General features: G+C 57.8%; 7 protein-coding genes and 1 pseudogene. 7 read left to right on the forward strand and 1 reads right to left on the reverse strand.

The annotated features are described in order from the left end of the window. The first annotated feature begins 130 nt into the window (after positions 1-130). From RMO15_RS13780 to RMO15_RS13790, 3 genes are read left to right on the forward strand one after another with little or no spacing between them, the layout of a single operon-like run. Positions 131-403, forward strand: coding sequence for a type II toxin-antitoxin system Phd/YefM family antitoxin (locus tag RMO15_RS13780; protein WP_309713596.1), 273 nt, complete (start codon positions 131-133; stop codon positions 401-403). Beyond that, positions 400-675, forward strand: a complete 276-nt coding sequence (locus RMO15_RS13785) for a Txe/YoeB family addiction module toxin (protein ID WP_309713598.1) — start codon at positions 400-402, stop codon at positions 673-675. The genes RMO15_RS13780 and RMO15_RS13785 overlap by 4 nt, the downstream gene beginning before the upstream one ends. 9 nt (positions 676-684) lie before the next feature. Beyond that, positions 685-1,395 (forward strand): HEAT repeat domain-containing protein, encoded by a 711-nt coding sequence (locus RMO15_RS13790; RefSeq protein ID WP_309713601.1) that lies wholly within the window; start codon positions 685-687, stop codon positions 1,393-1,395. Here RMO15_RS13790 and RMO15_RS13795 read toward each other — a convergent pair whose 3' ends face one another. Beyond that, positions 1,396-1,806: a hypothetical protein gene (locus tag RMO15_RS13795; RefSeq protein WP_309713604.1), complete on the reverse strand. Its 411-nt coding sequence runs from the start codon at positions 1,804-1,806 to the stop codon at positions 1,396-1,398. It lies immediately after the preceding gene. Between the two features lie 126 nt (positions 1,807-1,932). Between RMO15_RS13795 and RMO15_RS13800 the strand changes: the two genes are divergently transcribed. The 4 genes and pseudogenes from RMO15_RS13800 to RMO15_RS13815 all read left to right on the forward strand — a co-directional run. Beyond that, on the forward strand, positions 1,933-2,364 hold the full coding sequence (locus RMO15_RS13800; RefSeq protein ID WP_309713607.1) for an SRPBCC domain-containing protein: 432 nt from the start codon (positions 1,933-1,935) through the stop codon (positions 2,362-2,364). After that, the gene (locus RMO15_RS13805) at positions 2,361-2,828 is read left to right on the forward strand and encodes a site-2 protease family protein (protein ID WP_309713611.1); all 468 of its coding nucleotides are present in this window, start codon (positions 2,361-2,363) and stop codon (positions 2,826-2,828) included. Before RMO15_RS13800 ends, RMO15_RS13805 begins: the two co-directional genes overlap by 4 nt. 7 nt (positions 2,829-2,835) lie before the next feature. Next, positions 2,836-4,110 carry an arylsulfatase gene (locus tag RMO15_RS13810; protein WP_309713614.1) on the forward strand — a complete coding sequence of 425 codons (1,275 nt, stop codon included), beginning with the start codon at positions 2,836-2,838 and terminating at the stop codon, positions 4,108-4,110. Positions 4,111-4,254: 144 nt separating this feature from the next. Next, positions 4,255-4,538: pseudogene (locus RMO15_RS13815) on the forward strand (esterase); the annotation flags it as partial.

A 4,538-nucleotide genomic window follows, 5' to 3' on the forward strand; every position in this document is an offset into this window, starting at 1 on the left:
AGTGCCCTAGCCCGTGCCCCGAAACATACGCCACAATCGCCATAGCCGCAAGCATACCCCACGTTTTTCCTTGGCGGGAATTAATGCCTTATGGTACAGTATTCCTGTACAAGAATCAGGAATCTCTATTTTGACAACAACGTATACTCAGGCACGCACTCAGCTTTCTTCACTCTGCGACAGGGCAACGGAAGACCGTGAAGTGGTGGTCATCCAGCGTCGTGGACATAGTGATGTCGCCCTCATCGCCCTTGATGAGCTTGATAGTCTGCTTGAAACGGCCCATCTGCTACGCTCCCCTGCGAATGCGACACGGCTCCTGACAGCACTAGAGCGTGCCCGTGCCCAAACGGAACAGCCCCGTAGCTTAGAAAGCCTGCGTCAGGAAATAGGACTGAAGTGAGTCAGGAGCGGGCGGCAGTCTTCCAGAAAGAGTTTCGAGAAGACCTTCGTTTTTGGGTGGACACGCATCGAAAAACCGCTCTCCGCATCCTGAGCCTTGTTGAGTCGGTACTCAACGATCCTTTTGATGGCATCGGCAAGCCAGAGCCGCTCAAGTACCTGGGAGCCAATGTTTGGTCGCGCCGCATTACCGAGGAGCATAGGCTTGTCTATCTCGTCAGCGAAGATCGGATAGACTTCCTTCAAGCCCGCTACCACTACGATGACCACTGAGTCGCTCTGATGTTCCAGGACCAGCAACAAGAAATCCCCGGTCATCGCCACTTTTTCGAGCGGCTGAAGTCCGTGGAGACCTTCGCCGAAGCAGAGAAGCTCGCGAAGCCTTTTCCCACCGAAACGCTTCTGCCAGAGCTGGTGAAACAGGCCATTGTGGAGCAGCAAGCCCCAAAACGTTTTGGCAACGCTATCAATATTCTGCGAATAGTCACCCTCCTGATGGGCATTTCCCTAATTTTCATTTCGGACCGTTTGAGTTCAAAGCTGTTTGGAATGCTTCATGTTTTCTCGATAACTTGCTCCTATCTTATTAGTAATGTTCCTTTGCCTACCAAGCGAACCACTCTTGTCGCCAATCTTCTCTACGCACGACTTCGTGGAAAACATGAGACGTTCTACTGCCCCGAGATCATTCGGCTACTGGGTGTCACCCGTAGCCGCAACGACAGCGCCTTGCAAGCGCTTCGCGCCTGGCTCTTTGAGACACTGCCGTACTTAATCGAGAGCGATGCGAAGCGGCTCCCTGAAGACGTTCGGGGGATTCTGCGGCGCTGGCTGAAAGTGCGATCTACTTCTCACGAGGAGAAAGTGGTGCTTTTGTTGGTGCTGGCATCGGCGGGAGACACTGCGACGCGACCACTGGCTCAGAAGCTGCTCAAGTCGCCGAGTGAGCATGTCCGCGAGGCGGCTCAGGAGGCGATAAGCTTGTTGGGCTAGCTACTTCTCGACCTCGACTGTGTCCCAGCGCCTTCCGTCCAGACTACTGACTGTGATGACGGACATCCCCTTGAGATTTGCCCAGCGCCGTAGCAGAAAAGTGGTCTTGATCGGCTCGGCTTTCCCGAGATTCAGCCCAATCGCTTGGAGGGCTGCTTCGGGGGTGGGGAAGGCCGTGCGAAACTTGACCGTGGCGACCGTAGCCTTGTTCTTGGCAAAGCGGACATACCAGGCTGAGCGCTTCGTCCCGTACTCACGAAACGTCCCCCCCTCACCGATACTCAGCGGCTTGCCAATGGCGGCATCCACCTGCTTGGGAGCCTTGCCGATCACCTGCTGGATCGAGAAGTCATTGCACAGTGCCGGCAGTGCCAGGCACACCGTTAGGACCAAAGCAAGTTTCGTTTTCATAGATGAATTGTACACGAAGTAGCACTTCTTTGGGTACACTACAACCAGTAGCGCGATGGTCAGATTGGGAAGCACGGTCGAAAAATTTAGCGAAGACCCAAGCGGCGACCAAGGATAGCTCGTTCTATGAAATTTTTTGCTACCAAAACCACCATCAAAGCCCCTGCGGAGACGATCTGGAGCCTCCTCACCGACGGACCAAGCTGGCCAACCTGGAACCCGACGGTAGATCGAATCGAGGGAACAATTGCCCAAGGTCAGAAGATCACGGTTCACGCCAAGATCTCACCGGGTCGCACATTTCCTGTCGTGGTGAGTACGTTTACACCGCCGCAGAAGATGGTCTGGACAGGCGCGATGCCTCTGGGGCTCTTCACGGGCGAGCGTACCTATCTCCTGACACCCCAGGACGACGGCAGTGTGGAGTTCTCGATGCGCGAGGCGTTCACCGGCCCACTTGCGCCCCTCTTTACCCGCTCCATCCCCGATCTCCAGCCCGCCTTTGAAGCCTTCGCCGCCGGACTAAAAGGTCATGCGGAGGCAGAAGCTACCCCATGAATCTAATTCTACAGCTCTTGCTTATCTACAGTGCCTATCTCGTCCTGATCGCCGCACATGAGGGGGGACATGCGCTTGCCATCCGCCGTGTAGGCTATCACTGGCAGAGCTGTCAGATCGGCCCACTCTTGCTTGAGCCCACGAGGCGCCCCCAGTTCAGTGGAACGCTTTTTGGGGGGAAAATCACCTACACCACTCTAAGTCGCAAACGGCTCTTCCACCACGATTTTTGGGTGATTATCGGGGGGATTCTTATGAACCTGCTGATCGTCATCGCAACCAGTACCCTCTTTTCGTTTCTCCCCCCTTCCCAGCGAGCCCAAGAATGGCTCCTTCCCATGGTCTCGACCCTCTCCTTGGGCATGGTGATTGGTAGTTTCCTGCCGTTTTCACAGCGCTACGTCGGCCTCGATAGCGATGGGCTCCAGCTTCTACGACTTCTCTCAAAGAAGAAGCACTACTAGGCGATTCATGCAAAAAAATGTTGTCTTGATCTGTGTGGACCAGTGGCGCGGTGATGCACTGGGCTGTGAAGGCCATCCGGTGGTGATGACCCCACACCTGGATCAGCTTGCGGGCGAAGGAACGCGCTTTGCCAAGGCCTACGCCGCCACGCCGAGCTGCATCCCGGCTCGGGCGAGTCTCTACACTGGGCTCTCACAGACTGGCACGGGTAAAGTGGGCTACCGGGATGGCGTCCCGTTTGACTTTCCCGTCACCATTGCCTCGGAGTTTACGAACAACGGCTACCAGACTCAGGCCATTGGCAAGCTCCATGTCTTTCCGGAGCGTAGCCAGATCGGGTTCCAGAATGTGCTACTCCACGATGGCTACCTGCACTTTGCCCGCAAAAAACCGCGTGATGTGGGGTTGGTGGACGACTACCTGCCCTGGCTCCGTGAGAAGACCGGCGACCCACGCGCCGACTACTTCGACAACGGGGTGAACTGCAACTCCCAAGTCGCACGGCCCTGGGACAAGGACGAGGCGCTCCATCCCTCGACCTGGATTGTGAGCGAGGCCCAGGACTTCCTGCGCCGCCGCGACACCCGCAAGCCGTTCTTTCTGTATCTGGGCTTCCACCGCCCGCACCCACCCTATGATCCGCCGCAGTGGGCCTTTGATCAGTACCTTCATGACCCCATGCCCGACCCGCCGGTGGGAGATTGGGCCGAGGAAGTCTTGGGGCCGCTCGACGATAGCTGGCGCGCCGATCCGAGCGTGGCGAAGCTCTCGCCGCGAGCGCTTCAGCGAGCACGGGCGGGCTACTTTGGGCATATCTCGCACATTGACTTGCTCCTCAATCGCTTTTTCGAGACGCTGGCGGAGTACGGCCTGCGCCAGGACACGGTGATCTGCTTTGTCTCCGACCACGGCGAGCTTTTGGGTGACCATAACGCCTTTCGCAAGGTACTGCCCTACGAAGGCAGCGTGCGGGTCCCGTTTCTTTTGCAAGGCCCCGGAATCCCCCGCCAGACCGTGATCTCGGAGGCTGTGGCAGAGCTGCGCGATGTGATGCCGACGCTCCTAGACGCCGCTGGGCTTGCCGTTCCTGACGGCCTGGATGGCAAGAGCCTGCTGCCCGTAGCGCGGGGCGAGCAGGCCACGGTACGCGAGTTTCTCCACGGCGAGCACACCGCGTTTGGGCAGAGTATTCACTACCTGACCGATGGCAAGGAAAAGTACATCTGGTGGTCGGGGACGGGCCGCGAGCAGCGCTTTGACTTGGCATGCGATCCCCCATGAGTGCCACGACCTCGGGCCAGATTCGCGCTGGCGCGAGAGGCTCATCACGATGCTTCAAGACCGCCCGGAAGGTTTTGTGGCGAGCGGGGCACTGGTCACGAGCCGCCCCGTGAACTCTCTCCTCTCTCCCACGTCTGTAGCGCCATGAGAGTGATAGAAACGCAACGTGAGTGGAGTGTAAAAGGCGCTAAGCGCACCGCAATTGTCGTGCTACCCACCAAGACCGAGGGAGCGCCGATTGTCTTTGGGTTTCATGGCCATGGTGGCAATGGTAACAATAGTGCGCGCCGCTGGAACCTGCAAAAACTCTGGCCCGAGGCGATCTTTGTCTACCCAAATGGGCTGCCTACCAAGACTCCCCGCGATCCTGAGGGCAGCAAGCCGGGCTGGCAGATGTTTGGCGGCGGCCTGCTCCCCAACCGGGACTT

This window comes from Armatimonas sp. (genome assembly GCF_031410135.1).
Taxonomy (GTDB): Bacteria; Armatimonadota; Armatimonadia; order Armatimonadales; family Armatimonadaceae; genus Armatimonas.

Bases quoted from the DNA above. Each gene is read 5' to 3' on its own strand.
- RMO15_RS13790 (WP_309713601.1), top strand. From the start codon at position 685: ATGTTCCAGGACCAGCAACAAGAAATCCCCGGTCATCGCCACTTTTTC.
- RMO15_RS13795 (WP_309713604.1), bottom strand. From the start codon at position 1,806: ATGAAAACGAAACTTGCTTTGGTCCTAACGGTGTGCCTGGCACTGCCG.
- RMO15_RS13800 (WP_309713607.1), top strand. From the start codon at position 1,933: ATGAAATTTTTTGCTACCAAAACCACCATCAAAGCCCCTGCGGAGACG.
- RMO15_RS13805 (WP_309713611.1), top strand. From the start codon at position 2,361: ATGAATCTAATTCTACAGCTCTTGCTTATCTACAGTGCCTATCTCGTC.
- RMO15_RS13810 (WP_309713614.1), top strand. From the start codon at position 2,836: ATGCAAAAAAATGTTGTCTTGATCTGTGTGGACCAGTGGCGCGGTGAT.